Genomic DNA, 24,833 nt, shown 5'->3' with positions numbered 1-24,833 from the left:
CCAGCCGCGCGGCGGGTTTCAATCAGCGCTCACGCCAAGGATGGAACCGCCATGTCCCCTGCCCGCCTGCTGCCACTTGCGCTGTCCGCCATCCTGCTGGCTGCGCCTTTTGCTGCGGGGGCTGCCGACAGCACCGCCGCCACCACGTTCCAGCAGCGCTGGGAGAACGCGCAGAGCACCGCCACTAGCGGCAACACGCTGGGCGCGATGGTCGAATTCGAGAAACTGATCGACGATCCGCAGTTGGCCACACTCGCACCCGAAGCGCGTGCCGAGGGCGCGCGGGTTGGCGGCGTGACCGCGTACCTGCAGCATGACAACCCTCTGGCCCGCCGCTACCTGCAGATGGCACTGGCGGTCGATCCGGGCGACGTAGAGGCCTTGATGCCGCTGGTGTGGGTCGATCTGAGCGAAGACCAGAACGACCTGGCCGTCACCCATCTTCTGCAGGCCACGGCGCATGCGCGCGAGCCGCTCGAATTCGATACCCAGATGGTCAGCTTCCTGCAGTACACGCTGCGCGACCAGCCTGCGCGCCGGCGCGAGGTGCTCAAGGCCCTGTTCGACAACGGCTGGAAGAGTGATGGACTGGAGCCAGGCGCCTTCTGGGTGCTGCTGGCCAGCCTGCAGGTCGACACCGATTCGGGCCGCGATGTAGCGGCCACGCTTGAACGCGTCCGTACACCGCTGGAACTGATCACCCTGCGCAGCGACAAGCGCTTCGACCGCTACGTGGATCGCGATGACCCACGCTATGACCCGGAGCGCGCAGCGCGCCAGTACCTGGACGAGCTGCGTGTTTCCAGCCTGCTCGATCGCAGCCTGGACGCCGCGCTGGTCGATTTCAGTTCCACCCAGTTGATGTTGGGCGAGAACGAGCAGGTCGTGCAGTTCAGCGACGGCATCGCCGGATTCGTGGCCGAAGGCAACCTGCCCAATGGCCCCGAGGCGCAATGGCTGGCCTGGCTGCTGAGCAACCGGATGATCGCGCTGCGCCGGCTGGATCGCCTGGACGATTCCGTGGCCACGGCTCGGCTGGCCGAGAAGGTGGGTTCACGCGGGCCGGACCATGTCGACCACATCATCAACCTGGCCTTCATGCTGGCTGCCACCGACCAGCTGGACGAGGCAGTCTCAGTGCTGGCGCGGCTGGACGACCTGAGCCCCTATGGCGAATCGGCGCAGGCGCTGGTGGGCTTCCTGGCCGCACGCAAGCGAGGCGACGCCGCCGCCGAAGCCAGCGCGCGGGCCACCCTGGTGCGCAACCGCGACACGGCACGCACCTTCCACCGGGAAATGCTGCTGGAAGAAGGCGATCTGGACGGTGCAGCCGCTGCGCTGATCGGCCAGTTGCAGTCGCCGCATGACCGTACCGAGGTGCTGCTGGACCTGCAGGACATGCGCGTCTATCCGTCGCTGCCCACCGAAGTGGAGATCGATGCGCGCTGGCGGCAGCTGAAGCAGCGTGCCGATGTGCGCGCGGCCATCGCCAAGGTAGGCCGGGTGGAGCGCTACGCGCTGTATGGAAACGCGTCTTCGCGCTGAACCACTCTACTTCGCCGGCACTTCGCTACGGATGCCCATCGCCTGGCGGTAGCGCGCGTACAGCGCCATCACCTTCTCCACGTAGGCCAGGGTTTCTGCATACGGCGGCACGCCGTTGTAGCGGGCCACCGCACCGATGCCGGCGTTGTAGGCCGCCGCCGCCAATGGGCGGTCGCCGTTGTAGCGGCGCAGCAGGCTGCGCATGTAGCGCGCGCCCCCGTCGATCGATTGCTGCGCCGAAAAGGGATCGCGCACGCCGTACTCCACCGCGGTTTCAGGCATCAGCTGCATCACGCCCTGCGCGCCCTTGCGCGAAACCGCAAGCGCGTCGAAGTTGCTTTCGGCATGGGCGATCGCACGCAGCCAGGCATCGTCCACACCGGTGGCCTTGGCCGCTGCCTTGAACTGCGTTGCATGTGGGGCGAGCTGCGGCGCGCCGACCTTGCCCAGGCCTTCATGTGCCGGCTCGCCCGGCGGCGTGGCCACGGTGAACTTCAGGTACACGCGCGAACCGGGCAGGTTGCGGGTGGAATAGACTAGGGTGCCGTCCTGCTCGCGCTCGTACAGCACGCCGCTGAACACCCCCATGTTGCCCCACAGGTTGGGCGCCTGCACCGCGTTGTCGTCAATCTGTTTTGCCGTACAGCGCGAACCCGGCTCGGGAGCGGTGGCCAGGCTGACCGTGTTGCCCTGCACGCAGCGGTACACCGTGCGCGCCGCCGCCAGGCCGGGCCACAGGCCCAGCAGCAGCGACAGCGCAACGGCGGCACGGCAGGGGAACATGGCGGCCGGATGATCCGGCCGCGCCCGCTAAATCCGGGTGAATGGGGTCGGGTGAATGGGGTCAGAGCCCGTTGCCACGCAACGGGATCCGACCCCGCAAATCACGTCACCGCTCTGCGGCGCAGCCAGTACCCCACGCCCAGCAGCACGAACCACGCCGGGCTGGCCAGCAGCGCCTGGCGGGTGTCGGCCTGCAGGCTCAGCAGCACCAGCACGGCGGCGAAGAAGACCAGACAGGCCCAGCACATGGCCACGCCGCCGGGCATCTTGAAGATCGATGCCGCATGCCGTTCCGGGTAGCGGCGGCGGTAGACCATGTAGGCCACCAGGATCAGCGACCAGACGAAGATGAACAGCACGGTGGCCAGCGTGGTCACCAGGGTAAAGGCGGTCACCAGGTTGGGAATCAGGTAGATCAGCAGCGTGCCGCCCAGCAGGCACAGGCACGAGAACAGCAACCCACGGGCCGGCACCGCCGCGCGCGACAGCTTGGAAAGCCCACGCGGCGCGTGCCCTTCTTCAGCAAGGCCGTACAGCATGCGGCTGGTGGAGAAGATGCCGCTGTTGGCCGACGAGGTGGCCGAGGTCAGCACCACGAAGTTGATCAGGCTGGCGGCGGCGGGAATGCCGGCCAGCACGAACAGCTGCACGAACGGGCTCTTGTCCGGCACCACCTGGCGCCACGGCGTCACCGCCATGATCGCGATCAGCGCCAGCACGTAGAAGATGATGATGCGCACCGGAATGGAATTGATCGCCTTGGGCAGGTTGCGCTCGGGGTTGGCGGTTTCCGCGGCGGTGGTGCCCACCAGTTCGATGCCAACGAAGGCGAACACCGCGATCTGGAAGCCGGCGAAGAAGCCGACCAGCCCCATCGGGAACATGCCGCCGTCATTCCACAGGTTCGACAGCGAGGCGGTGTGGCCGCTGGGCGAGGTGAAGCCCCAGGCCACCAGGCCGGCGCCGGTGATGATCAGCGCGCAGATGGCCACGATCTTGATCAGCGCGAACCAGAATTCCATTTCGCCAAACAGCTTCACCGTCACCAGGTTCAGCCCCAGCAACAGCAGCACGCACAGCAGCGCCGGTATCCAGGCGGCCAGTTCGGGGAACCAGAACTGCGCATAGGCGGCGATCGCGATCACATCGGCGATGGCGGTCACGATCCAGCAGAACCAGTACGTCCAGCCGCAGAAGAAACCGGCCCAAGGGCCCAGCAGGTCGGTGGAAAAATCGATGAAGGACTTGTAGTTCAGATTGGACAGCAGCAGCTCGCCCATCGCCCGCATCACGAAGAACAGCATCGCGCCGATGATCAGGTAGACGAAGATGATGGACGGGCCCGCCAGGCTGATGGTCTTGCCCGAGCCCATGAACAGGCCGGTGCCGATGGCACCGCCGATGGCGATCAGTTGCAGGTGGCGGTTGGACAGGCTGCGGCGCAGGTGCTCCGGGGGTGCGGCGGGTTCGGTCATGGAAGGGGGCGCTGGAAGGGGCGGGTGAAGCCCCCGACGGTAGACCTGTGCGGCCCGGAGCGCCAGTCTCAGCCGGATCGCTGCCGTCATCGGTTGTCGCAATTGCCACAATGTGACGGATTATCGGTCCTGCCCCATTCCGCACAGGCGGCCAACATGCTCAGATAGGGCATCCGTCCAAGGATCGGCCGCCATGCCCGCAGCCCTGCCCGCCCGCCCGGAGTACCGGCCATGAACCGCCTGCGGGTCATCATCCTCGGCGTCTTTGCGGCCCTGCTGGCCGCCATCGTGCCCATTGCCGCCATGGTCTATGCCACCTGGCACAGCGCCGTGGACGTGGAGCAGGAGCGCCTGCATGGCATCGCCGAACGCACCCTGCGGCGGGCCGACCTGTCCTACCAGGAAGCGCTGGCCGCGCTGAAATCCGCCGAAGCCAGTGCGATGGCCCCGTGCAGCAGCGAGCACATCCGGCGCATGCAGACCCTGGTGATGACCACCCCGTCCATCGACCAGATGGGCTATTTCGAAGGCGGCCGGCTGCGCTGCACCTCGTGGGGCGCCTTCGAAGGCACTGTGGAACATCCGCGCGCCGACCATGTGACCAGCGATGGCGCCGGCATCGCCGTGGACATCCGCCCGGCCGCCACCGGCGGGCGCAAGGTGCTGGCCGTGCTGTACGGCTCCTACGATGTACTGGTGGACCCGCGCCACTTCGTCGGCATCATCGCCGATCCCGATGTGCGCCTGGCCCTGGCCAGCCCGGATGGGCGCCTGCTGAGCCGCCAGAGCGGCATCGACCAGACCCTGCTGCTGAAACTGCTGCGCGACCCGGGCGAAGGCCTGGATGACGACACCCTGTATGCCAGCGCGCGCAGCGAACAATGGCTGGCCATCGCCACCGCCCCGCGCACCGCCCTGGCGGCCACCTTCCGCCAGCAGGCCTGGCTGTTCGTGCCGGTGGGCCTGCTGCTGGCCGCCCTGGGCGTGGGCCTGGTGGTATGGCTGTCACAGCGGCGCCTGTCCATGCGCGGCGAACTGGCCACCGCCATCCGCCGCCGCGAACTGTACCTGCACTACCAGCCCATCATCGAACTGGATACCGGCATCTGCGTGGGCGCCGAAGCACTGGTGCGCTGGCAGCACCCCGACGGCACCCAGGTGCGCCCGGACATCTTCATTCCGCTGGCCGAGGAACACGGCCTGATCCAGGCGCTGACCGATGTGGTGATCGAAAACGTGGTGAAGGACATGCGCGAGTTGCTGGTGTCCGACCGCAGCGCGCACATCGCCATCAACCTGGCACCGGATGACATCAGCAGTGGCCGTGCACTGAAGGTAGTGTCCGCACGCATGGCCGGCAGCGGCATCCTGCCGCAGCAGATCTGGCTGGAAGCCACCGAACGCGGCTTCCTGGATATCGACCGTGCCCGCACCATGATGGCCGCCGCACGCCGGGCTGGCCACAGCATCGCCATCGATGATTTCGGCGTGGGCTATTCCAGCCTGCAGTACCTGGAGCAGCTGCCCCTGGATGCGCTGAAGATCGACAAGTCCTTCATCGATGCGATCGGCACCGAAAGCGCCACCACGCCGGTCACCCCGCACATCATCGAAATGGCCCGCGAACTGGGCCTGTGGGTGGTGGCCGAAGGCGTGGAAACCGAGGCACAGCTGGCCTACCTGCACAGCCAGCACGTGCAGTTCGGCCAGGGTTGGCTGTTCTCGCGGCCGTTGCCACGCGATGAATTCGTGGCCTTCCACCACCGGCGCCAGCAGCAGTATGGTGCGGCGCGTGAGCACATGCAGAATCCGCGCAGCGTGCCGATCGAGCGCGAATTCTCCGATACCTGACCGTCAGCCCCAGGCCCGCGGCCGGGCCAGCAGCCAGGCCCCGCACACCAGCAGCAGGCCCAGCGGCAGCCACGCCAGCTGCTGCGCACCGCCGGTCTGCAGCAGCAAGCCGCCGGCCACGCCACCGGCGGCAATGGCCAGGTTCCAGCCGGTCACCAGCATCGACTGGGCAAGATCGGCGGCGGCACCGGCGCGGCGCGCCAGCGCGGTCTGGAACAACGCCGGTACCGCGCCGAACGCCAGCCCCCACAACGCCGTTGCCAGCAGCAGCACCTGCGGCCTGCCCGGCCACAGCAGCAGGGCCAACGCGGCGGCGGCAAAGCCCAGCACCGCCGCCCAGACCAGGGCGCGCAGATGCTGGTCCACGCCCCACGCAGCCACCGCAATGCCGGCTATGGCCGATACGCCGAACACCAGCAGCAGGCGGTCCAGCCAGGCGCCGGCGTGGGCCAGCAGGGCCAGCGGCTCGATGTAGGTGTACAGCACGTTGTGCGCCAGCACGTACAGCGCCATCACCAGCAGGGTGCTGCGCACGCCGGGCAGGCGCCAGACCGTCGCCAACGGCGTGCGTTTGCCGCTGCCTGCGGCCGGCAGGTCCGGCAGCGCCCAGCGCGCATAGCCCAGCAGGGCCACGGCCAGCACACTCATCAGAGCGAACACCCAGCGCCAGCCGATCTGCTGCCCCAGCAACGTGCCCGCGGGCACGCCCAGCGACAGCGCCAGCGGCGAGCCCACCATGGCCACGGCGATGGCCCGGCCCTGCAGCGACGGCACCACCATGCGCGCGGCATAGCCGGCCACCAGCGACCACAGCAGGCCCGCGCACACACCGGCCAGGAAGCGCGCGACCAGAATCAGCGGGTAGCTGCTGCTGAGCGCGGTCAGTGTGTTCACCAGCACGAACCCGGCAATGGCCGCCAGCAGCAGCGGGCGCCGCGGCAGCCGCTGGGTCAGCGCGGTCATCGGCAGGGCCGCCAGCAGCGACCCCAGCGCGTACACGCTTACCAACTGGCCGGCCGCCGCATCGCTCACGCCCAGGCTGGTTCCAATCGGGCGCAGCACACCGGCCGGCAGGGTTTCGGTCAGCAGGGTGATGAAGCCGCCACCGGCCAGTGCCAGCAGCGCTGGCCACGGCAGCTGCGTGGCCTCGCCTGCGGGCAAGGCGTCTGCCGCTGCATGGCCGCTCATCGCGCACCGTCCAGGTCGGCGTAGATCGCATCGCGCAGCGCATCCACGAACGGCCCGTGCATGCCGGCATACAGCGTGTTGGTCAGCGCCACCACGCTCAGGCCCCGCTGCGGATCGACAAACCAACTGTGACCGTAAGCACCGCCCCAGCGCCAGGTGCCCATGGCCTGCGGCGTAGCGGCGGCAGCGGGGTCAAACAACACCGCCGCGCCCAGACCGAAGCCCCACCCCGCCGGATCGGGAGGGCCGGCACGGCCGACCTGCAGGCCGACCATCTGCGCGGCCAGCTCCTGCGCCAGCAGTTGCGAGTGATCGACATCGCGCAGCGCTTCCAGCACCGCCATCAGATCGTCGGCGCTGCCCACCAGGCCCGCCCCGGCCGAAGGAAAACGCGCGGCATCGGTGGCGCGCGCCGGGCTGTAGGCAATGCCCACGGTATCGGCGTAGACCGGCACCGTCTCGCCCTCACCCAGCCGGTGCGGCTGCGGCAGATCGTCCACATAGGGCACGGCCAGGCGTTGCCCTTCAGCGGTGGAAAAGCCGGTATCGCGCAGCCCCAGCGGTCGCGCCAGATGCTGCTCGAACAGGGCCTGCAGGCGCTGCCCGGTGGCGGCCTCGGCCACGGCACCGGCCACGTCCACGCCCAGCGAATACAGCCAGTGCGTACCGGGGGCGAACTGCAGCGGCACCTGGCCGATGCGCCGCACGTTCTCGGCCAGAGTGATCGGGCTGGCATCCATGCCATCGCTCACCCCCGCCCGCGCATAAGGCCCCTGCGCGTCGGCTTCCAGGAAGCGGTAGCCCAGTCCGCTGCTGTGGCTCAGCAGCTGGCGCAGGCTGATGTCCGGCGTTTCACCGCTCGCCAATGCCGGGCGGAACTGCGGCAGCCAGCGCTGCACCGGCACATCCAGATCCAGCACGCCCTGCTGCACCAGGCGCAGCACCACCACGGTCAGCAGCAGCTTGCTCACCGACGCCAAGCGGAACAGCTGGTCGCGCTGCATGGGCAGGCCCTGTTCCCGGTCGGCCAACCCGCTGGCGCTGGCGTGGCGCCACGCACCGTGCTGGCGCACCAGCACCACCGCCCCCACGATCTGGCCGGGGTGGGCCTGCTGCAGCACGCGCTGCACGGAAGGAAGCACCGGGTCCGGCGCCAACGTGGGGAGTGCATTCATCACGGCGATCCTTGGGAGGGAGGGCCGCCACGTTAGAGCCCGCCACCCGCGGGAAAAACCCACGTCACGCTCCCTACATCGTGGACTGCCCGGTCCGCAATCGGCACCATGGACGGACCCACACTACCGCCATGCCCCCGGAACGCCCGCCATGTCCGTGCTCGACAACCTGGCCAACCTGCAGACCTTCATCCATGCCGCTGAAACCCGCAGCTTCGTGGAAACCGGCCGCCTGCAGGGCATTTCCGCATCAGCGGCGGGCAAATGCGTGGCCCGGCTGGAACACGCGCTGGGCGTGCGCCTGTTCCATCGCAGCACGCGCAGCATCACCCTCACCGCCGAAGGCCAGTTGTTCCTGGCACGCTGCCGGCGGATCCTGCACGAACGCGATGCGGCCCGTACCGAACTGGCCCAGCAGAGCGCCTCGCCCAGCGGCACCCTGCGCATCAGCCTGCCGCTGGTCGGCGACCTGACTCTGCCGCTGCTGGCCGACTTCATGGCCGCCTACCCGGATATCCGCCTGGAACTGGATTTCAGCGACCGCCTGGTGGATGTGATCGAAGAAGGCTTCGATGCGGTGCTGCGCGTGGGCGAGCCCAGCGATTCACGCATGAACGCACGGCGCCTGGGCATATTCCCGCGCCGCGTGGTGGCCTCGCCGGCGTATCTGCAGCGCCACGGTGTACCGCGTACGCCCGCGGACATGCTGCAGCACCGCCTGCTGCACTATCGCTTTCCCAGCACCGGCAAGCTGGAAGCGTGGCCGGTGCAGTGGCCTGACGGCGAAGTCGCGCAGGAACTGCCGGTCAACATGGTGGCCAACACCATTGAAGCGCGCGTGGCCATGGCACTGCGCGATGGCGGGCTGGCCTTCGTGCCCGTGCACTCCGTGCGCCATGCGCTGGCCGACGGTCGCCTGGTCACCGTGCTCGACGAGCACGTGCATTCCTGCGGCATCTTCCACCTGCTGTGGCCGTCCGGCCGCCACGTACTGCCCAAGCTGCGCGCCTTCATCGACTTCGTCAGCGCCCGCCTGGAAACCGTACCGTAACCCCCTTCCTGTAGAGTCGAGCCATGCTCGACTGCTCCGCTCGACTGCTCCACGCAAAGCAGTCGAGCACGGCTCGACTCTACAACCCGCGCGCCCTGCGGGCGCTATAATCTCCAATCATTCCCCCCAGAGGCTCGCGACCAATGCGCCAGTAATGCCGCCGTCTGCAAACCGGACGGCCTGACTCTTCCCGCCCCTGCGCGCAGGGGAGACATGGCATTGCTTGGAGGTCGCATGACTTCGCATTCCCTCACGCTTGATCGCGTGTCGTATCGGTTGGCCGATGGCCGTCCGTTGTTTTCCGATCTGTCGTTTTCCTTCGAACCGCTGGCCACCGGGCTGGTGGGCGGCAATGGCGTGGGCAAGAGCGTGCTGGCGCGCCTGCTCGCCGGCCAGCTGCCGCCCGACAGCGGCCAGATACGCAGCAGCGGGCGTGTGTTCCTGCTGCCCACGCCCGGCTATCCGCCACGCGGCACCGTGGGCGAACTGGCAGGCGTCGGAGAAGTGCTGTCCGCCCTGGCCCGTATCGAAGCCGGCAGCATTGATGAGCAGGACTTCGCCTGCGTGGGCGACCGCTGGGACCTGCGCGAACGCCTGCAGCAGCAGTTGCAGTCCATGGGCCTGCCCGATGATCTGCACGTCGGCCAGCCGGCCGCGCGGCTCAGTGGCGGCCAGGCCATGCGCGTCGCACTGTCCGGTGCGTGGGCCAGCGGCGCCGACTGGCTGATCCTGGACGAGCCCAGCAACCACCTGGACGCCCAGCATCGCCGCCAACTACAGACGCAGTTGCAGCAGTGGCGTGGCGGCCTGCTGGTCATCAGCCATGACCGCGATCTGCTGGGTCACATGCAGCAGATCGTGGAACTGGATGCGCAGGGTCTGCACCGCTACAGCGGACCGTGGCAGCACTATGCCCAGGCGCGTGCCGCCGAGCGCGAAGCGGCGGCCGCGGCGCTGGACCATGCGCGTGCGCAGCATCGCCAGCAACAGCGCAGCGCACGCGAACAGCACGAACGCCAACAGCAGCGCCAGGCCCGCGGCGCACGCGATGCCAGGCAGGCCAACCAGGCCCCCATCCTGCTGGGCGGGCAGAAGCAACGTGCCGAAGCCAGCCTGGGCCGCGCGCGGCAGATCCAGGAGGCGCGCCTGCAGGCCAGCGCCGACCAGCTGCGCACGGCAGCGGCAGGCGTGCAGGCGACGCCCGAACTGGCCCTGTTTGCCGGTGCCGGCGAACGTGGCAGCGCGCGTCTGCTGCAGACGCAGGATCTCGTACTACCGCACGGCTGCACGGCGCCGCTGCAGCTGTCGCTGCGTCGCGGCGAGCGCATCGCCGTGGTGGGCGACAACGGCACCGGTAAATCCACCTTGCTACGGGTGCTGGCAGGACAGCTGCCAGCGCGCAGCGGCCAGGTGCAGCGCCACGCGCCGCTCGCGCTGCTGGACCAGCAGCTGCTGGGGCTGGCCGGTGATCGCAGCATCCTGCAGACCGTGCAGGCCGCCAACGCCGGTGCGGACCCGGCAGAGCTGCGCACGCGTCTGGCCCTGCTGGGCCTGGATGCACAGCGCATCCAGCGCCCGGCCAGCAGCCTGAGCGATGGCGAGCGGGTGAAGGGCGCCCTGGCCAGCGTGCTGTACGCCGATCCCGCGCCGCAGGTCCTGCTGCTGGACGAACCCGGCAACGCACTGGACCTGGCCGCGCTGGACGCATTGGAATCGCTGCTGGCCGCATGGCCAGGCGCGTTGATGATGGTCAGCCACGACGCACATCTGCTGCAGGCACTGCGGCCCACGCAGATACTGCAGGTAAGCGCCGATAGTTGGCAGTGGCACGACCCACAGACGGGGTCAGATCCCTTTTGCAACGCAAAAGGGATCTGACCCCACCCACGCCACCGCCATCCACGCATGGCGTGGATCTACCCGTCCGAATGGGCACGGGATTCCAGTAGATCCACGCCACGCGTGGATGCTGTTGCTTCAACGCTTCCACACCGGAAACGCCTGCGGCAACTGCTGCCACAGCAACGGCCCGGCGCGCAGTTCCTGGTCGTTCAACAGGCAGGCATCCAACGTGGCGCGCACGGCGCGTTCGTCCATGTGCACGCCAATCACCACCAGCTCCTGCCGCCGGTCACCCCATAGCGGATGCCACGACCGTGCCATGGCCGCATGCTCAGCATCATCCGCAAACGCCTCCACGCCCGGCAGCGGCGCGCTCCAGCAATCAGCCTGCTGCCGCGCCCAGCCCAGGTCGCTGTACGGCAGCGGCGTGGGCGGCAGCAGCGGGGTGGTGTCTTCGTCACCGGCACGCACACGTTCGCGTGCCGCATACCAGAACCCGGCCGCCTGGGTACGGGTAGCCGCGCCCACACTGCTCAGTTCGCCCACCCAGTCCATGCGGTTGGCCAGCCAGAACCAGCCCTTGCTGCGGATCACCCCCGGCATGCCCTGCTGCAGCGCGCGTGCGAAGCGGCCCGGATGGAACGGCCGGCGCGAGCGGTAGACGAAGCTGCCGATGCCGTATTCCTCGGTTTCCGGCGTGTGCTCGCCACGCAGCTCCTTCACCCAGCCGGGTGCCTGCTGCGCACGCTCGAAATCGAAGCGGCCGGTATCCAGCAGCTCGGTCAACGGCACATCGCCGAAGCGCGACAGCAGCAGCTTCGCCTCGCGATTCAATCCACGCAGCACGGCCAGCGTGTCCTGCAGCACGTCATCGTCGGTCTGGTCCACCTTGCTGACCACGATCACATCGGCAAATTCCACCTGCTCGCACAGCAGGTCCACCACGCCGCGGTCATCGTCCGGCCCGGCCTGCTGGCCTCGCTCGGCCAGGCGCAGGGTGGAACCGAAATCGGCCAGGAAGGCGCTGCCATCCACCACGGTCACCATCGTATCCAGGCGCGCGATGTCGCCCAGGCTGAAGCCGTGCTCATCACGCACGGCGAAGGTGGCCGCCACCGGCATGGGTTCACCGATGCCGGTCGATTCGATCAGCAGGTAGTCATAGCGACCGCTGTCGGCCAGGCGCCGCACTTCCTGCAGCAGATCGTCGCGCAGGGTGCAGCAGATGCAGCCGTTGCTGAATTCCACCAGCGTCTCTTCAGTACGGCGCAGCGCGGCCCCACCGTCGCGCACCAGCTGCGCATCGATGTTGACCTCGCTCATGTCGTTCACGATCACCGCCACCCGCAGGCCCTCGCGGTTGCGCAGAATCTGGTTGAGCAAGGTGGTCTTGCCAGCCCCCAGGAAGCCGGACAGGACGGTGACCGGCAGGCGGCGGTCGGCGCGGGAAACAGGGTTCATGCGGGGCGGGAGGCTGCGGATGGAAATGTTACGGTATAACATTTCCGGATCCATCCACAGTGCCGCCTCCGGGTGGCCCGGCGCTACTTGCCGTAGCGGCGCAGCAGTTCCACCAGCACCTCGGCCTCGGCGGCGCGCTGCTGCGGGTCTTCAGCGGCCACCACGTGTCCCTGCAGATGCTCGTGCAGCAGTTCCATCAGCAGGCCGTGGGCGGCGCCGCGCACGGCGGCCACCTGCACCAGCACGCCGGCGCAATCGCCGGGCTCTCCCTCGGGTCGATCCAGGGCCTGTTCCAACGCCGCCACCTGGCCGCCGATACGGCGCACCCGGGCCAGCAACTGTTTCCGTTGTGTGTGTACATGTGCCATGCACAAATCATATACCCTATGGGGGTATCTACAAAGACCCCCCACCGCCATGCAACTGGACCTCCTCGCCGCCGCACGCCGCCACGACCATCGGTTCGACGACGGCAACCCACTGGCCGAACGCAACACCCGCCGCGCCCTGTGGCTGACCGTCGGCATGATGCTGGTGGAAATCGTCGGCGGCTGGTGGTTCAACTCCATGGCCGTACTGGCCGATGGCTGGCATATGAGTTCGCATGCGCTGGCGTTGGGCCTGTCGGTGTTCGCGTACCGCTGTGCGCGCCGCTATGCCCATGACCCGCGCTTCGCCTTCGGCACCTGGAAGATCGAGATCCTGGCCGGCTACACCAGTGCCATCGCCCTGCTGGGTGTGGCCGCCCTGATGGCGGTGCAATCGCTGCAGCGGCTGTGGGTACCGGCGCCCATCCACTACGACGAAGCCATTGCCATCGCCGCCGTGGGGCTGGGCGTGAACCTGCTCTGCGCGTGGTGGCTGCATGACAGCCCGGGCCATGCCCACCATCAACATGGTCACGGCCACGAACATGCGCACCACCACGATCACGGTCACAGCCACGATCACGCTCATGGCCACGCGCACGGGCACGACCTGAACCTGCGCTCGGCCTACATCCACGTGCTGGCCGACGCGGCCACCTCGGTACTGGCCATCGTCGCCCTGCTGGGCGGCAAGCTGTGGGGCGTGGCGTGGCTGGACCCGGTGATGGGCCTGGTGGGCGCAGTGCTGGTGACCGTGTGGGCCATCGGCCTGCTGCGGGACAGTGGACGCATCCTGCTGGATGCGCAGATGGATGCACCGGTGGTGGCGGAAGTGCGCGAAGTCATCGAACAGGGGCCGTGGCAGGCGCGCTTGGCCGACCTGCATGTCTGGCAGGTCGGGCGTGGCAAATACGCGGTGGCCGCCAGCGTGGTCACCCACCATGCAGCCCTGGACGCCGACACCCTGCGCGCGGCCTTGGGCGTGCACGAGGAGCTGGTACACATCACGCTGGAAATCCACCGCACCGCGTAACGCACCGTAGAGTCGAGCTTGCTCGACTGCTTCCGTGCAAGGCAGTCGAGCAAGCTCGACTCTACGAAAAGCCTAGAGCTTCAGCATCATCCGCAACAGATACGCCGCCAGCGGCAACGCGCTCAGCGCCGCGCCGCCAATCCCCAGCCACGCATGGCGCTCCCCGCGCACCCTCGCGGCCACGGCAAACCCGCCGCCCACCAGCACCGATGCCAGCACGGCCACCGCCAGCCCCGCCACCGGAGCGCTCGCGCCGAACGCCCATGCCGCCAGCCAACCCGCGCCCCAGCCGGCAACCAGCCCCAGCCAGCTCGCCAGCCCACACCACGGTGCCCTGCCCTGTGCCATCGCCGCTCCCTCGTTCTTGCCGATTATCTGCACGGGCCGCGCCCGGCTGCTGCCTACACTAGCCGCACCTGCCCTGTGGGGACATCCCATGCGCGCGCTCTGCCTGCTGCTGCCCGGTGCCCTGTTGCTCGCCGCCTGCAGCGGCGACACCCACCTGCCGTTCTCCAGCGATCCCTTGCTGGGTTGCTTCGCGACCAGCACGCGCCGCGCCGCCGAGTTCCGCATCGACAAGGAAGGCGGCCAGTACTTCGTCTCCTTCGAGCGCAATGGCAGCTGGCAGCGTGAACCGAACGCGCTGTACAAGGCCAGCCGCAGCGACATCGGCAAGTACTTCCCCGACGATGCCCAGCAGATCGACAGTGCCCTGATCCGCAGCGCCGGCGGTTTTGGCCTGTTCCACGCAAAGGACGGCGCCACGCTGAAAGCCAAGGCCCGCGACAGCGACTACATGGCCCTGCTGCTGATCGGCGCCGGGCCCGTGTATCCGGTGAAGTGTGAGTAATCTGCAAGGTTTCTGATGGCGCCGCTGCGCAACCCGCCCCAGGCTGAAGCTTTGCCGGGGCATCCCCATGCTGCTCAGTCTTCTGCTCGCCACCGCAGCGCCCGCCACGCAGGGCGCCTTCGATCAGATACTCACCACTGCCGAAGGTGAAACGCTGGTACTGCGCACGATCGATTGGCCGATCGACGGGGACGCGAGCGAGCGGGTGACCGTGCACTGGGTGCTGGAGGAGGATGGCCGAATGCGCTACGAACTCAATCGCCAGCCAGACGCCACCCGTGCAGCACATCAGCGCGCCTGCGCGGGAAACGGCATGGTGGCCGGCGACGGAACGTCCTGGTTGGGCGGTGAGGCAGCCACCCACGGCTTCTCCTGCACGTCAGTCCGTACGCGGCCCGCCACGCAACCACCCTAGCGCCAGCGTACGAGGGCGCCCGCCCGCCACGCTCTCACGGCCGGTCAGGTACCATGCCCTCCCCCACCTGCCCCCCGGTACCGCCCGTGCCCCATTACTCCGGCCCCCTGCTCACCCGCGACAGCGCGCAGGCGCTGCAGCGCGCGCACGACAAGGGCGCAGGCGACTGGCAGGGCTCACTGGACCTGGGCCGCAGCGAGGAAACCGTCACTCTGGATGCAGAGGGCTTCCAGTTCCGCGGCCAGCACTACCCCTGGCCGGGCAAACTGAAGGACCGCACCCTGTACTACTGGGATGGCGAGGACTTCGCGCCCATTTCCCGCTACAGCGGTTCGCTCATCAAGCTGGTGCCCACCGAGTGGGGCGCGCCGACGTTCGAGATCGACGGCATCAAGATGCTGCCGACCTCCAAGCTGTCGCCGTTCGAAGATGCGCGGCGCAAGGTGGAACTGGTGGCGCCGGCCGGCAAGGTCATCCTGGATACCTGCGGCGGGCTGGGCTACTTCGCCGCCTGTGCGCTGGAAGCGGGTGTCGGCCAGATCCGTTCGTTCGAAAAGAACGCCGACGTGATGTGGCTGCGCACGCTGAACCCGTGGTCGCCCGACCCGGAATCGGCTTCCGCGGGCGGGCGCCTGCAGTTCAGCCATGGCGATGTCTCGCAGCAGATCGAACAGGTGGCCAGCAACAGCGTCGATGCCATCCTGCACGATCCGCCGCGCTTCGGTATTGCCGGCGAACTGTATTCGCAGGTGTTCTACGACCACCTGGCCCGCGTCATCCGCAAGGGCGGCCGGCTGTTCCATTACACCGGCGCGCCGAACAAGCTCACCAGCGGCCGCGATGTGCCGCGTGAAGTGGCCAAGCGCCTGGAAAAGGCCGGCTTCAAGGCCGAGCTGGCGCTGGATGGCGTGCTGGCCGTGCGCCGCTGACGCTCACTCGTAATTCACCTTCGCCAACTGCTTCACCCACTGCGGCACCACCGGTTCACCGGCGAAGAAGTCCTTGGGCTTGTTCTCGGCCATGGCCCAGCGGTGCAGCCAGCTGGGGCCGTAGCGGCCGTTGTAGCCTTCGGCACCGCGCGCGTAGGCCGGGTCCTGCAGCGCCTCCTGCAGCGACACGAAGCGATAGCCCCGCCGCTGGGTGGCGGCCACCAGCTCGGCGAAGGTCGCCGCATTGAGTTCGTTGGCATGCATCAGCCATACCTGCGGCAACGCGTAGCCCAGCAGCGCCTGCGATTGCCGTTCGTAGTAATCCACCTTGTTCAACATGTACGGCACGTAGCCCCGTCGCAGGCGCTGCAGCAGCGCCTCGCGCGCCGGTGAATCGGCCTGCTCGTTCATCACGTTGGCATAGGCGAACGCCCAGACCCATTCGCCGTTGTCCACGGTCACCGGCGCCACGCGGTAGCCATGCTGCTGGAAAAATACGTCCATCTGCGCCCGCTCTTCAGCGGTTCGCCCTGCGCGCAGGTAGGGGTGGCGCATCCACTGCGGCACCTGGCCGCGCTCGGCCAGCAGCGGCCGCAGCGTCTGCTCGCCGCGCAGGAAGTCCTGCTGGAAGGCCGCCACGCCCTTGGCATTCAGATCCATGTGCGAATAGGTGTGGTTGCCCAGTTCGTAACCGGCATCGCGCCAGTCGCGCAGCATCTGCACGCGCTGCGGCTGCACCTTGCCAGCCACTTCCAGCTTGTTCTCATTCACGAAGCCCACCACCGGCACGTTGGCCTGGTGAAGCTGCGCCATCAATGCGGCATGCCGCTGCTGCAGATCGGCCGGCACGATCTCATCCACCCGCGCCCATGGCAGATCATCGATGGTGACCGCAATGCGGCGGTCCACCTCGGCGGCGTGGGCCACCAGCGAAAGCAGCAACAACGGTACGGCACGCAGCAACGAACGCATCCATCCATCCTTGTTCGGGCAGGAACCGCCACTCTACCTGCGCGCGACCCGCCACAACCACAGCCCCAGCACCACGCCCACCAGCAGCACGGCGGCCAACACCATCGCCAACTGCCCCGGGTTGTGCAGCAGCGCGGCACTGCGCCCCAGGAACAGATCGAAGGCCAGCTGCGGGGTCTGTGCCACCGGCACCGACGGATCACTGGAATCCAGCGCGCAGACCACCGGCGCAAGCTGCTTCACGCTGGCCCACGCACGCTCCTGCCGGAACAGGGTCCACGCGGCCAGGCTCAGCGCGCCGGCCTGCAGCAGCACATAGGTGGTGGCCATTCGCCACACGTGGCTCGTGGCGCCGCGCAGCGCCGACAGCCCCACCCACAGCGCAGACAGCAGGGCCAGCAGCACCCCGGCGATCGGCAACCAGCGCAGCTCTTGCCAGAGCTGGAGCGCCTGCGCGCGTTCCAGCATCGCCATCATCACTGCCGTACGCGCGGCCAGATCGGGATGGGCACAGGCGCCGGCGGCAGGCTCCAGCACGTACTGCACGCGCAGATGCAGGCCGGCCTCGGCCAGGGCCAGCGCCAGCAGGGCCAGCACCGGCAGGACGAACAGCCCGGCGCCTCGCCCGGTCGTCAGTGCCGAGGGCTTCATCCGGCGATGTACTTCGGTGGTACGTGGTCGGTCAGCCACACGCCATTGGCCGAACGGTAGAAGCGATGACCCTCTGCATGCATGCGGCCGGCATCCACGCTGAGGATGACGGGCGCGCCACGGCGCGAACCCACCTGCTGCGCGGTCTGTCGGTCCAGCGACAGGTGTACGTGCTGGCGCTCGCCCGGCCGCAGCCCCTGCGTGGCGATGGCTTCCAGGAAGCGCGGCACGGTGCCGTGGTACAGCCACGGCGGCGGTTCCAGCGGCTGCAACCCCAGGTCCACCGCAATCGAATGCCCCTGACTGGCGCGGATGCGCAGGCCATCGTCACTGAGCGCGAAACGCTGTTTGTCGTTGGTCTGCACCAGCCGCTGCAGGTCCGCGCGATCGAGCGCATGCCCGTGCTCGGCAATCCGCTGCAGCAGATCGGCAATGTCGGCCCAGCCGTGCGCATCGAGCTGCAGGCCAATCTTCTGCGGCTCGTGCCGCAATACCAGGCTCAGGAACTTGCTGGCCCGGATCAGAGAAACGTCCTTGTCCATGTGCATAGCGTGCCGCAGCCGGCCACACGATGCCAACCCCGACCTTGGCAGGGCGTCATGTCACGAGCGACGCCGAAGGCTGCCGCCACAGCCAGATGCCCACAGCCAACGACGCCAGCAGCTGACCGATCAGCACGATGGCCATCACATCCGGAGCATGCGGTGGCATCACCCGCGCGGCGTCGAACACCTGGAAGGTCCAGCCCATCGATGCCGCAAGCGAGGCGTCCTCGCGCACCAATGCGTCGGTCATGCAGGCCGCGGGCAGCAGCGTGATATAGGCCTGCCAGACCCGGTCGAAGGCGTGCAGCATCGTACCGCCCAGGGCAAGCGCGCCAACCTGCAGCGCCACCAGGCGGCCGGCGCTGACGCGGCACGCTGGGCTGCTGCGCCGCCACTGTTCCACCGAAGCCGCCAGTGCGCCTGTCAATGCCAGCAGCAGCGTGGTGGCCGGCACCCAGGCCAGCGGGTCCCAGTCATCCAGCGCGTTGGCCCGGGCCAGCAGATGTTCGGCCACGCGCATGCGCTCGTAGGCATCGTCGCCCCCGCAGGCCGGTGACAGCGGCTCCAGCAGCAATGCAACGCGAAGATGGAAGTAGCCCACCTCCAGCCCCACCGCCAGAAGCGAAACGCACTGGAAAACCAACAGCATCAAACCGGGCCCGAAAACACGGCCGAAGAAAGCGGTCATCGGCCACCTGCGTGGTTGCTTCGAAGAAGGCGAATCCTAGCCAAGCCCATCGCCTCTGTCGGCTGGCAAATGCGACATCGGCGCGGATCTCCGCCATCATGTGCATCCTGCACAGGAGGGATGCCGATGCTGGGGTTGTATCTGTTCGTTCGCTTGGTGGGCCCACTGCTGCTGGGTGGACTGGTCGCGCTGCTTGCGTCGCGCTGGATCAGCGCGCGCCTGGCCAAGCGCCCTGCGCAGCAGATTGCGCTGCCCGCCGAGAGTCTGCTGGACAGCCCTGCCGCGAAGCGGCGCTACCGCCGCATGCGTCGGCGCAGGCCGAACCTGACACACTTTCACGTGCCGCCGCAGGCACCGCGGCACTGGCTGTGGATCACCGCGGCCGTGGTCATTCTTGCAGCGATTGGCACGGCGGTGCTGACACCGGAGGGCGCACGCTTCCAGGTGATGGTGGAAAGTGCCGTGGGTTACCCGTCCACGGTCATCGACGTTGCCATCGACGAAGGGCAACAGGATGCGCTGCTGCACGCCTGGACCCCCGTGCTGATGCAGGCGGTGCGACCGGTCAGCATGCGCTACCGGCGCGGCCGCTACGGCCCACCGATCGATTCCCATGCGGTGATTGCCGTGCAGGTACGCCGCCACGGCAACCGCCTGCAGATTGCCACGGGCCAGCCGGTACAGGCCGAGCGCCTGCGTGCAGCGCTGGCCACCCTTACCCCCGCTGCCGCGCCGACCGTGCAGATTTCAGAGCGCACGGTGGCGCCATCGCGGGAAATCGGCTGGCGGGCCTGGGGGCCGCGCCTGGCGCAGTAGACGGACTCAGGCCACAGCTCGCTTCGGGGCAGCTCTGGCGTTCTTCAGCGCCTGCTCCGCATTGGCGGCACCACGCAGCATGAGGAAGATCCAGAAGCAGCCGCCGCCCACTGCCAGCAGTATCAGCGCAAGCACCCAGCCATCCGGACCACCCCAATAGAAGAACAAGACCCCGGCTGTGACCGCGGCCGGATAGGCCAGCAGCCAGGCGATGGCTTCGGCAATACGCCAGCCTCTGTGATTGCGGAAGCGCAGTTTCCACTGCAGATCGCCGATGGAATGGCCGGTAAAGAACTGCCAGTACAGCACAAGATCATTCAACCGCCGGGTGGAATCGGTCACTGCCAGACACTGGCGCACCAGATCGGCCGGCGGTGACCGCTCGCTGTAGCGAAGATTGACGTAGGACTCCAGCCAGTAATCATCGCCGGCCCGCTTTGGGTCCCACAGCTCAACGCAATCTTTCCGGTTCCGGCGGCCGTCCACCTTCAGGGCATAGATCGCTTTCGCGGCACCCGCAACCAGCACAAGAACAGCAATTACTTTCGCGGAAACTCCCGCGTTTGCCAGCACGCTTGCATCCATCGTCATCGTCCATAGGGCCAGGCCCATGATGATGACGCGGCATCCGCGCGCATGACAGCGTGCATTGCGTCATGCCATTTCGAAGAAGCCCCTCAACCGCGTGGAAGCTTGGCCGCCCACATGTTGTCCACCAGGTTCGGATAGCGGCGGCCGTTCTCTTCGGCCCGCTGCCGCGCGGCGTCTTTCTGCGCCGGCGACAGCGGCTGCTTCTTCTGGCCCTTCGGGTTGGGCTTCTTCCAGGGCGGGGTGCGGGGGCTGGCCATGGCCGCAGTATGCCTCTCCGGCCCTACTTCTTCAGGAAGTTCAGCAGAGCCAGGTTGAAGTCATCGGTATGGCTGGTATTGCAGCCGTGCGGCGCGTTCTTCAGCACCACCAGCTCGCTGCCCTCGATGGCCTTGTGCGTACGCGCCCCCGAGCCTTCCAGCGGCACCGTCGCATCGCTGTCACCGTGCAGCACCAGGGTAGGCACACTCACCTTGTCCAGGTCCGCGCGGAAGTCGGTGGTGGCGAACGCCTGCATGCAGCCCAGCGCCGCCCGCGGGTCGGACTGGTGGCACAGGGCGATGGCCGCCTGGCGGGTCTCTTCGGTCACCATCAACTGCCCGTTGGCGCTGAAGAAATCGCGGGTGAAGCCCTCGAAGAACGTCTCCCGGTTGGCCTGCAGACCTTCGCGCATCGCATCGGCGTTTTCCTGGCTGAGCGGACCGTTCGGGTTGTCGTCGGTCTTCAGCAGATAAGGCGGCACCGCCGCGGCGAATACCACGCTGTGCAGGCGATCCTGGCCATGGTTGGCGATGTAGCGCGCCACCTCGCCGCCGCCCATCGAGAATCCGACCAGAGTGACGTCGTGCAGATCGCGGGTGTCGATGATCGATGCAAGGTCGGCTGCCAGCGTGTCGTAGTCGAAGCCTTCGGCGGGCTTCTCCGAACGGCCGAAGCCACGCCGGTCGTAACTGATCACCCGGTAGCCGGCATCGCGCAGCACCGGCACCTGGGCCTTCCAGGCTTCGGCTGACAGCGGCCAGCCATGGATCAGGATGACCGGGCGGCCGGTACCGCCGGTGTCTTCAACGTGCAGGCGAATGGAAGGGGCAGTCATGGCAGCTCCCGTGGGGAAAGGAGGCACCTACCCTAGGCAGGCCCACCGATAGCCGCCGTGAGGGAATCGGCCGCGGCCGTGACACCGCGTGCACGGCGCAGGCCGGGCCGTCAGCCCTGCGGGCGCTTCATGCGGTCATAGACATCATCGGCCTGCACGTCCACGTGGTCGACGCGGGTCACCTTGAAGTTCAGGTAAGTGCGCTGGTCCTTGCGCGAGATATCCAGCGTGGGCGTACCGAAGATGAACACCACGCAGGCCTCGCCATTGGCGGCAAAGCGCTGCAGCCGCTTGATATGCAGCGCACCCATCTTCGAAGCAGTCAGCGCGCTGTTCCAGACCATCGCCGTGGGCGCCTGCGGTGGGTCCAGCACCTGCTCACCCAGCGCATCGACGCGCGTCATGAAGCGGATGCGGTAGCCGTCAGGCGTCTGCGCGATCTTCGCCTTGCCCCAGTACACGCGCGCCTGTCCGGACAGACGGGCCCGGCGCGGCGAGAAATTCTCGAACATGTCGCGGTAGCTCAGCGCCGATGTCGCGCCCGCAGTCAGCGTCTGGGTATCGTCCGTACCGTCCCGGCGTGCCTTCAACCAGCGCGACACCAGCGAGGCCACCGAATAGAAATCGGTGCGACGGCTGCGCAGGCCAGCCGCATCACCGCCACCGCCGCGCGTGCTGCCACTGCCGCCCCCTGCGGCGGGCGCCGCATCACGCACGGTGAAGTAATCGGCCGGTCGCTCGAACAGGAACCGGTCCGGCGGTGGCGCGCCCGCTGCATGGGTCTGGCCCTCGCCTGCGGCGCTTCCCTGCTGCGCTTCGCGCTCGGACGCATACGGACAGCCTTCGACGTGTGCTGGCCCCTTGTGGAGGACACGGTAATGCGGCTGCACCTGCAGGTTCAGCGCATCGGTTTCCAGATTGACGCAGGTATAGCGCGCCGGGCAGCCCTCCTGCGGGCAGGCGAAGGCCCGCCGGTCGCTGATCACCCCCGCCCAGTACAGCTCATAGGCGCGCTCGGCATTGATCACATCGTTGAATTGCTCGCTGTACGCCAGTTCCGTTGCCATCGCCTTCCTGTCCGCTCCGTCAGCGCTGGTGATAGCACTGCACCGCCACGCGCCCAGCGTACCGGGTTTGCATGAACTGGTCCGACAAGCCGGGCACCACTTCCACCGCACCCGGCTCAGCCCTGCGGGCGGGCCACCCGGGTCAGCATCCAGCAGCCATAGCGGCGCGCGAAGGTGTACTGCTCGGCCTCCCCATCGTCGCCCAGGCGTACCTGCTGCCCACCGTCGGCCAGCGGGGTGATGGCCGGGGTGGCACGCAGCGTGGCGCCCCGCAGGCGACGCAGCCGCGCCGGCCCCGGTTCCCGGTGCACTTCGGTAGCTACCGGGCCGCCCTCGCTGGCCACGCCATAGGCGGGGGTCTCGTATTCCAGCGGATCGGTGGTGTAGCGCATGCGCACCCGGTCGTCGGCCGGATCGGTGAAGTGGCGCAGGAACTGCGCGAAGTCCTGTGCCGGACAACTGGGGTCATCGCCCTCGGCCGGCATCGACTGCGCATGCCCCGAAGCGGCCAGTGCGAGCATCCCCATGCCCAGCAGCCAGCGCCTGAATGTGTGCACGTCCATCGTGCCGTTCTCCCCGAAGCATCCTGGTAAACCTGCGCGCGCCATCCCCTGCGCCGCAGGCATACAGGCTAGCAACAAACCGGTTACCCACGCAGCCATGGGCGTTCTACACTGCCAACCCAGATCCAGATGCGGCCACACGGAGGCCCCCATGACCCCCGACCACCCCGATTACATCCTTCACCAGCAGATCCGTCAGGGCGTGGCCGCGCTGGACGAAAAGCATGGCCGCAGCTTCGACACCACCAGTGAAAACCTGACCGCCAGCCTGACCGTGAAGGCCCGCGAACAGGGCCTGGAGCGCGCCGACCACGTTGTGGTGAGCAATGCCACGGCCCAGCACCCGGCCGGACACAACATCTTCGTGGTGCAGGGCGACCCGGCCAACCCGGCCCATCTGCGCGCCATGCTGCCCACCGCCGAAGCGGCGCAGGTGCCGGCCGAGCAATCGTTGCAGAAGCTGGGCATTGCCCCGCAGCAGCCGGCCGTGGGGCTGCAGCCGGAACAGCAGGCGCGCGAGCAGGAGCAGCAGAACCCGGGGCAGCGTTTGGGCTGAGGCGTTGTTTACCCGGTGGCCGGAACGTGTTCCAGATTTCCAGACACCATCCGGCCTTCTGGCATGGGCGAACCTGGGGCAGTGGTATCGAGGCCACGCTACACGATGCGCGGCCCGGCCTGTTCCTGCACCTGGCGCTGCTGCAGGTCGTCCTGCGAGCGTGCCTGCGCGGCTTGCGACAGCTCCTGGGCTCGCTCGAACGACGTTTCCGCGGGCGTCTGCGCGGCTACCGCGGTTGCCATGCTCGCGCGCAGATGCGCGGGGTCACTCGGTTCGCCTTGGACGATGAAGATGTTCTGCGCGGCATCGGCTTGCGCCGTGCGGCTGCTCAACAGCACATGATCGACGTGGGTCAGGCCATTGGCCTTGGCCAGGGCGTACAAGCTGGCGCTGATGTTCTCGCTGGTAGTATCGAAAGCACGACCCCGCTCTGCATCCAGTTTTGCCACGCCCTGACTGATCTGCGAGAGCAGCGGGTCGCTGCTGCGGCGAGCCAGGTGATCACCTCCACGCTCCCCCATGTCCTCGGCATCGCTGAGAATGTGCTGCTGGAAACTACGCTTGTCTGGCATTGGGTTTACTTTCTTCTGATTGAGCTCGCTGTCAGGAAACGGCGGATCAATGCTGTCCACGCCATGGATGTTGCGCAGCGGTCGGAACCCATCCTTGCCGTCGCTCGTGCTGCCCAAGGGAATGCGGGCATCTGGAAGCAATTGACCAATGCCGCCACCCAGGGCGTTCAGGTCGAGACTTCTCTTCCGCTCGATGCCCGCATGATTCAAGGCCGCCCAAGTGAAGTCCACGCAATTGTGGCGCACATCCTTGTATTGCAGATCAAAGCCGAACTCATCCGGGCGTGCGCCAAAGGCCTCAAGCCGCTTGTACTGTTCTTCGCTGATCTCGAGCGTGCGACTGTATCGGGGGTCCTTGTACTCACCCGCATCGGTCGTCATGACGGCGCCCGGCCCGTTCATGCTTCCGTGCTCTATGGGCGCGAACCCGAAGCTCCTCTTGAATTCGTCCGGCCCATGAAGCACATAGAACATGTGGCCGGGGGCAGATGTCTGCGGAACTCCGTTTACGACTTTCTGCACGCCCCTCTCGTCCACCAACGGCGTACCAGGTGCAGCAATGACGACTTCTACGCTGTAGCGCGGCTTATCCATAAGAAAGTCCTTTGATTCTTCCAGGAATCGGGTGGTCGGCTACTTCCCAGAGAGAGGGTCAGCATGTATCCGAAGCTGCGCCGGGTAACCCCGCAGCATCACATTCGGCTGAACTGTGCGCACATCCACACGGTACCGGGCGTCCGTCTCCATCGGCAG

27 protein-coding genes are annotated in these 24,833 nt (G+C 67.6%); 10 read left to right on the top strand and 17 right to left on the bottom strand.

Annotated elements, in window-relative coordinates:
- The first annotated feature begins 51 nt into the window (after window positions 1–51).
- Complete coding sequence (locus tag C1933_RS02330; RefSeq protein WP_108752028.1) at window positions 52–1,545, top strand: hypothetical protein; 1,494 nt, start codon at window positions 52–54, stop codon at window positions 1,543–1,545.
- Between the two features lie 6 nt (window positions 1,546–1,551).
- Here the strand turns inward: C1933_RS02330 and C1933_RS02325 are convergent, their stop codons facing one another.
- Window positions 1,552–2,328: a lytic transglycosylase domain-containing protein gene (locus tag C1933_RS02325; RefSeq protein ID WP_108752027.1), complete on the bottom strand. Its 777-nt coding sequence runs from the start codon at window positions 2,326–2,328 to the stop codon at window positions 1,552–1,554.
- A gap of 101 nt (window positions 2,329–2,429) precedes the next feature.
- On the bottom strand, window positions 2,430–3,803 hold the full coding sequence (cycA, locus tag C1933_RS02320) for a D-serine/D-alanine/glycine transporter (RefSeq protein WP_108752026.1): 1,374 nt from the start codon (window positions 3,801–3,803) through the stop codon (window positions 2,430–2,432).
- A gap of 231 nt (window positions 3,804–4,034) precedes the next feature.
- On the opposite strand from cycA, the gene C1933_RS02315 reads away from it, so the two are divergent.
- Complete coding sequence (locus C1933_RS02315) at window positions 4,035–5,654, top strand: EAL domain-containing protein (protein ID WP_108752025.1); 1,620 nt, start codon at window positions 4,035–4,037, stop codon at window positions 5,652–5,654.
- Between the two features lie 3 nt (window positions 5,655–5,657).
- Here C1933_RS02315 and C1933_RS02310 read toward each other — a convergent pair whose 3' ends face one another.
- Window positions 5,658–6,842 carry an MFS transporter gene (locus C1933_RS02310; protein ID WP_108752024.1) on the bottom strand — a complete coding sequence of 395 codons (1,185 nt, stop codon included), beginning with the start codon at window positions 6,840–6,842 and terminating at the stop codon, window positions 5,658–5,660.
- A complete protein-coding gene (locus C1933_RS02305; RefSeq protein ID WP_108752023.1) occupies window positions 6,839–8,017 on the bottom strand; it encodes a serine hydrolase domain-containing protein in 1,179 nt (392 codons plus the stop codon). The genes C1933_RS02310 and C1933_RS02305 overlap by 4 nt, the downstream gene beginning before the upstream one ends.
- Before the next feature lie 151 nt (window positions 8,018–8,168).
- Here C1933_RS02305 and C1933_RS02300 point away from each other — a divergent pair, with 151 nt between their 5' ends.
- Complete coding sequence (locus C1933_RS02300) at window positions 8,169–9,068, top strand: LysR family transcriptional regulator (protein WP_108752022.1); 900 nt, start codon at window positions 8,169–8,171, stop codon at window positions 9,066–9,068.
- Between the two features lie 234 nt (window positions 9,069–9,302).
- Window positions 9,303–10,946, top strand: coding sequence for an ATP-binding cassette domain-containing protein (locus tag C1933_RS02295; protein WP_108752021.1), 1,644 nt, complete (start codon window positions 9,303–9,305; stop codon window positions 10,944–10,946).
- A 99-nt stretch (window positions 10,947–11,045) separates the two neighbouring features.
- Here C1933_RS02295 and C1933_RS02290 read toward each other — a convergent pair whose 3' ends face one another.
- Window positions 11,046–12,371 (bottom strand): GTP-binding protein, encoded by a 1,326-nt coding sequence (locus C1933_RS02290; RefSeq protein WP_108752020.1) that lies wholly within the window; start codon window positions 12,369–12,371, stop codon window positions 11,046–11,048.
- An 83-nt stretch (window positions 12,372–12,454) separates the two neighbouring features.
- The gene (locus C1933_RS02285) at window positions 12,455–12,739 is read right to left on the bottom strand and encodes a metal-sensing transcriptional repressor (RefSeq protein ID WP_108752019.1); all 285 of its coding nucleotides are present in this window, start codon (window positions 12,737–12,739) and stop codon (window positions 12,455–12,457) included.
- Window positions 12,740–12,788: 49 nt separating this feature from the next.
- Here C1933_RS02285 and dmeF point away from each other — a divergent pair, with 49 nt between their 5' ends.
- Window positions 12,789–13,772 carry a CDF family Co(II)/Ni(II) efflux transporter DmeF gene (gene dmeF, locus C1933_RS02280; protein WP_108752018.1) on the top strand — a complete coding sequence of 328 codons (984 nt, stop codon included), beginning with the start codon at window positions 12,789–12,791 and terminating at the stop codon, window positions 13,770–13,772.
- A gap of 72 nt (window positions 13,773–13,844) precedes the next feature.
- Here dmeF and C1933_RS02275 read toward each other — a convergent pair whose 3' ends face one another.
- A complete protein-coding gene (locus C1933_RS02275) occupies window positions 13,845–14,120 on the bottom strand; it encodes a hypothetical protein (RefSeq protein WP_108754710.1) in 276 nt (91 codons plus the stop codon).
- A gap of 88 nt (window positions 14,121–14,208) precedes the next feature.
- On the opposite strand from C1933_RS02275, the gene C1933_RS02270 reads away from it, so the two are divergent.
- From C1933_RS02270 to C1933_RS02260, 3 genes are all read left to right on the top strand, one after another.
- The gene (locus C1933_RS02270) at window positions 14,209–14,622 is read left to right on the top strand and encodes a hypothetical protein (RefSeq protein ID WP_108752017.1); all 414 of its coding nucleotides are present in this window, start codon (window positions 14,209–14,211) and stop codon (window positions 14,620–14,622) included.
- Window positions 14,623–14,689: 67 nt separating this feature from the next.
- Complete coding sequence (locus tag C1933_RS02265; protein ID WP_108752016.1) at window positions 14,690–15,037, top strand: hypothetical protein; 348 nt, start codon at window positions 14,690–14,692, stop codon at window positions 15,035–15,037.
- 53 nt (window positions 15,038–15,090) lie between these two features.
- Window positions 15,091–15,966 carry an MnmC family methyltransferase gene (locus C1933_RS02260; protein WP_234414627.1) on the top strand — a complete coding sequence of 292 codons (876 nt, stop codon included), beginning with the start codon at window positions 15,091–15,093 and terminating at the stop codon, window positions 15,964–15,966.
- 3 nt (window positions 15,967–15,969) lie between these two features.
- Here the strand turns inward: C1933_RS02260 and C1933_RS02255 are convergent, their stop codons facing one another.
- The 4 genes from C1933_RS02255 to C1933_RS02240 are packed head-to-tail and all read right to left on the bottom strand — an operon-like array spanning window position 15,970 to window position 18,783.
- The gene (locus tag C1933_RS02255) at window positions 15,970–16,938 is read right to left on the bottom strand and encodes a polysaccharide deacetylase family protein (RefSeq protein ID WP_108752014.1); all 969 of its coding nucleotides are present in this window, start codon (window positions 16,936–16,938) and stop codon (window positions 15,970–15,972) included.
- A 33-nt stretch (window positions 16,939–16,971) separates the two neighbouring features.
- Window positions 16,972–17,589, bottom strand: coding sequence for a hypothetical protein (locus C1933_RS02250; protein WP_108752013.1), 618 nt, complete (start codon window positions 17,587–17,589; stop codon window positions 16,972–16,974).
- Window positions 17,586–18,131, bottom strand: coding sequence for an RNA 2'-phosphotransferase (locus tag C1933_RS02245; RefSeq protein WP_108752012.1), 546 nt, complete (start codon window positions 18,129–18,131; stop codon window positions 17,586–17,588). Before C1933_RS02245 ends, C1933_RS02250 begins: the two co-directional genes overlap by 4 nt.
- Before the next feature lie 55 nt (window positions 18,132–18,186).
- Entirely contained in the window at window positions 18,187–18,783 is a 597-nt protein-coding gene (locus C1933_RS02240; RefSeq protein WP_159093937.1) for a hypothetical protein, read from the bottom strand.
- A gap of 165 nt (window positions 18,784–18,948) precedes the next feature.
- Between C1933_RS02240 and C1933_RS02235 the strand changes: the two genes are divergently transcribed.
- The gene (locus C1933_RS02235) at window positions 18,949–19,638 is read left to right on the top strand and encodes a hypothetical protein (protein WP_159093936.1); all 690 of its coding nucleotides are present in this window, start codon (window positions 18,949–18,951) and stop codon (window positions 19,636–19,638) included.
- Between the two features lie 6 nt (window positions 19,639–19,644).
- Here the strand turns inward: C1933_RS02235 and C1933_RS02230 are convergent, their stop codons facing one another.
- From C1933_RS02230 to C1933_RS02215, 5 genes are all read right to left on the bottom strand, one after another.
- Window positions 19,645–20,223 (bottom strand): hypothetical protein, encoded by a 579-nt coding sequence (locus C1933_RS02230; protein WP_159093935.1) that lies wholly within the window; start codon window positions 20,221–20,223, stop codon window positions 19,645–19,647.
- 92 nt (window positions 20,224–20,315) lie between these two features.
- Window positions 20,316–20,486, bottom strand: coding sequence for a hypothetical protein (locus tag C1933_RS20210; RefSeq protein ID WP_199911406.1), 171 nt, complete (start codon window positions 20,484–20,486; stop codon window positions 20,316–20,318).
- 23 nt (window positions 20,487–20,509) lie between these two features.
- Window positions 20,510–21,322 (bottom strand): alpha/beta hydrolase, encoded by an 813-nt coding sequence (locus C1933_RS02225; RefSeq protein ID WP_108752008.1) that lies wholly within the window; start codon window positions 21,320–21,322, stop codon window positions 20,510–20,512.
- Between the two features lie 110 nt (window positions 21,323–21,432).
- Window positions 21,433–22,389 (bottom strand): hypothetical protein, encoded by a 957-nt coding sequence (locus C1933_RS02220; protein WP_108752007.1) that lies wholly within the window; start codon window positions 22,387–22,389, stop codon window positions 21,433–21,435.
- 116 nt (window positions 22,390–22,505) lie between these two features.
- Entirely contained in the window at window positions 22,506–22,952 is a 447-nt protein-coding gene (locus C1933_RS02215; protein ID WP_108752006.1) for a hypothetical protein, read from the bottom strand.
- Window positions 22,953–23,103: 151 nt separating this feature from the next.
- Here C1933_RS02215 and C1933_RS02210 point away from each other — a divergent pair, with 151 nt between their 5' ends.
- Window positions 23,104–23,508: an XVIPCD domain-containing protein gene (locus C1933_RS02210; RefSeq protein WP_234414626.1), complete on the top strand. Its 405-nt coding sequence runs from the start codon at window positions 23,104–23,106 to the stop codon at window positions 23,506–23,508.
- A 98-nt stretch (window positions 23,509–23,606) separates the two neighbouring features.
- Here the strand turns inward: C1933_RS02210 and C1933_RS02205 are convergent, their stop codons facing one another.
- Window positions 23,607–24,674 carry an XVIPCD domain-containing protein gene (locus C1933_RS02205; RefSeq protein WP_199911405.1) on the bottom strand — a complete coding sequence of 356 codons (1,068 nt, stop codon included), beginning with the start codon at window positions 24,672–24,674 and terminating at the stop codon, window positions 23,607–23,609.
- Window positions 24,675–24,833 lie beyond the last annotated feature (159 nt).

The organism is Stenotrophomonas sp. ZAC14D2_NAIMI4_6 (assembly GCF_003086875.1).
GTDB lineage: Bacteria > Pseudomonadota > Gammaproteobacteria > Xanthomonadales > Xanthomonadaceae > Stenotrophomonas.
Note: the sequence above shows the minus strand (reverse complement) of the source record. Positions and strands in the feature narration are given on the sequence as shown.

Bases quoted from the DNA above. Each gene is read 5' to 3' on its own strand.
- C1933_RS02330 (WP_108752028.1), top strand. From the start codon at position 52: ATGTCCCCTGCCCGCCTGCTGCCACTTGCGCTGTCCGCCATCCTGCTG.
- C1933_RS02325 (WP_108752027.1), bottom strand. From the start codon at position 2,328: ATGTTCCCCTGCCGTGCCGCCGTTGCGCTGTCGCTGCTGCTGGGCCTG.
- cycA (WP_108752026.1), bottom strand. From the start codon at position 3,803: ATGACCGAACCCGCCGCACCCCCGGAGCACCTGCGCCGCAGCCTGTCC.
- C1933_RS02315 (WP_108752025.1), top strand. From the start codon at position 4,035: ATGAACCGCCTGCGGGTCATCATCCTCGGCGTCTTTGCGGCCCTGCTG.
- C1933_RS02310 (WP_108752024.1), bottom strand. From the start codon at position 6,842: ATGAGCGGCCATGCAGCGGCAGACGCCTTGCCCGCAGGCGAGGCCACG.
- C1933_RS02305 (WP_108752023.1), bottom strand. From the start codon at position 8,017: ATGAATGCACTCCCCACGTTGGCGCCGGACCCGGTGCTTCCTTCCGTG.
- C1933_RS02300 (WP_108752022.1), top strand. From the start codon at position 8,169: ATGTCCGTGCTCGACAACCTGGCCAACCTGCAGACCTTCATCCATGCC.
- C1933_RS02295 (WP_108752021.1), top strand. From the start codon at position 9,303: ATGACTTCGCATTCCCTCACGCTTGATCGCGTGTCGTATCGGTTGGCC.
- C1933_RS02290 (WP_108752020.1), bottom strand. From the start codon at position 12,371: ATGAACCCTGTTTCCCGCGCCGACCGCCGCCTGCCGGTCACCGTCCTG.
- C1933_RS02285 (WP_108752019.1), bottom strand. From the start codon at position 12,739: ATGGCACATGTACACACACAACGGAAACAGTTGCTGGCCCGGGTGCGC.
- dmeF (WP_108752018.1), top strand. From the start codon at position 12,789: ATGCAACTGGACCTCCTCGCCGCCGCACGCCGCCACGACCATCGGTTC.
- C1933_RS02275 (WP_108754710.1), bottom strand. From the start codon at position 14,120: ATGGCACAGGGCAGGGCACCGTGGTGTGGGCTGGCGAGCTGGCTGGGG.
- C1933_RS02270 (WP_108752017.1), top strand. From the start codon at position 14,209: ATGCGCGCGCTCTGCCTGCTGCTGCCCGGTGCCCTGTTGCTCGCCGCC.
- C1933_RS02265 (WP_108752016.1), top strand. From the start codon at position 14,690: ATGCTGCTCAGTCTTCTGCTCGCCACCGCAGCGCCCGCCACGCAGGGC.
- C1933_RS02260 (WP_234414627.1), top strand. From the start codon at position 15,091: ATGCCCTCCCCCACCTGCCCCCCGGTACCGCCCGTGCCCCATTACTCC.
- C1933_RS02255 (WP_108752014.1), bottom strand. From the start codon at position 16,938: ATGCGTTCGTTGCTGCGTGCCGTACCGTTGTTGCTGCTTTCGCTGGTG.
- C1933_RS02250 (WP_108752013.1), bottom strand. From the start codon at position 17,589: ATGAAGCCCTCGGCACTGACGACCGGGCGAGGCGCCGGGCTGTTCGTC.
- C1933_RS02245 (WP_108752012.1), bottom strand. From the start codon at position 18,131: ATGGACAAGGACGTTTCTCTGATCCGGGCCAGCAAGTTCCTGAGCCTG.
- C1933_RS02240 (WP_159093937.1), bottom strand. From the start codon at position 18,783: ATGCTGTTGGTTTTCCAGTGCGTTTCGCTTCTGGCGGTGGGGCTGGAG.
- C1933_RS02235 (WP_159093936.1), top strand. From the start codon at position 18,949: ATGCTGGGGTTGTATCTGTTCGTTCGCTTGGTGGGCCCACTGCTGCTG.
- C1933_RS02230 (WP_159093935.1), bottom strand. From the start codon at position 20,223: ATGGATGCAAGCGTGCTGGCAAACGCGGGAGTTTCCGCGAAAGTAATT.
- C1933_RS20210 (WP_199911406.1), bottom strand. From the start codon at position 20,486: ATGGCCAGCCCCCGCACCCCGCCCTGGAAGAAGCCCAACCCGAAGGGC.
- C1933_RS02225 (WP_108752008.1), bottom strand. From the start codon at position 21,322: ATGACTGCCCCTTCCATTCGCCTGCACGTTGAAGACACCGGCGGTACC.
- C1933_RS02220 (WP_108752007.1), bottom strand. From the start codon at position 22,389: ATGGCAACGGAACTGGCGTACAGCGAGCAATTCAACGATGTGATCAAT.
- C1933_RS02215 (WP_108752006.1), bottom strand. From the start codon at position 22,952: ATGGACGTGCACACATTCAGGCGCTGGCTGCTGGGCATGGGGATGCTC.
- C1933_RS02210 (WP_234414626.1), top strand. From the start codon at position 23,104: ATGACCCCCGACCACCCCGATTACATCCTTCACCAGCAGATCCGTCAG.
- C1933_RS02205 (WP_199911405.1), bottom strand. From the start codon at position 24,674: ATGGATAAGCCGCGCTACAGCGTAGAAGTCGTCATTGCTGCACCTGGT.